This is a genomic window from Candidatus Pantoea multigeneris (assembly GCF_011752615.1).
In the GTDB taxonomy this organism is placed as follows: Bacteria; Pseudomonadota; Gammaproteobacteria; order Enterobacterales; family Enterobacteriaceae; genus Pantoea; species Pantoea multigeneris.
The window spans coordinates 1-859 of record NZ_VWXF01000028.1 but is presented as its reverse complement, the minus strand read 5'-3'; the positions used below and the strand labels follow the sequence as shown (position 1 = coordinate 859).

1 pseudogene is annotated in these 859 nt (G+C 69.3%); it reads right to left on the bottom strand.

The features are described from left to right. Positions 1-859: pseudogene (locus F3J40_RS24565) on the bottom strand (type IV secretion protein Rhs); the annotation flags it as partial.

Genomic DNA, 859 nt, shown 5'->3' with positions numbered 1-859 from the left:
GGGCGCGTATCAGGCGGTTGTCGTCATCGTATTCGTAGTGCTGCTCCAGCCAGCCGCAGCGGCGGCTGATAAGGTTGCCCCACGGGTCATAGCGGTTAAACAGGCGCTGCCAGTGGCGCAGGCGGTTGCCGGTGACGTGGTGCAGCGGGGCATCGTCCTTGCTGCTCAGCCTCACCGGGGTCTCGTCGAGCAGGTTATCCGCCCCGTCATAGCGAAGGTGGGTCTGGGGCCGCGTATGCGGGTGGGGGATTACGCTGGTCATGCGGCCCGCGGTGTCGTACTGGTAGCGGGTGCTGCCGCGCCAGGCGTCATCGTTGCCGCTGATTTCCCCGCGCAGGCTGTAGCGGAAGGTGCGCCAGTAGCGCGCGCTTTCCGGGGCCGGGTCGGTCTCTCCGGCGACGTCGCTGGCCTGCCAGCTTCGGCGGCCCATCACGTCCCAGGCGCGGTGCTGGGTCAGCGCGCCCTGGGTGCGGCTCAGCTCGCGGTGCATCCGGTCGCGGGTAAACTCACTCACCGTCTTCTGGTTAAACTTCACCGCGCTGACGTGGCCCGAGCCGTAGTGCAGCCAGCGCAGGGTGTCGCCCTGCGGCAGGGTCAGCTGCGTCAGGTTATCCAGCGCGTCCCAGGCGTACTGCACCTCGCCGTGCCCGCCGGTTTCGGCCAGCGGGTTGTCGTCGGCGTCATAGCGCAGGCTCACCACGTCGGCGGTGATACCCGCCGCAAGGCCCAGCGCCGTCGGGGTGCGGGTCAGGCGCACCAGCCGCCCGCAGCTGTCGTAGTCGTGCTGCCACTGCGCCTGCGACGTCGAACGCTCAAGCAGGCGACCGGCCGGGCTGTAGCGCATCTGCTGCTGGCGTGC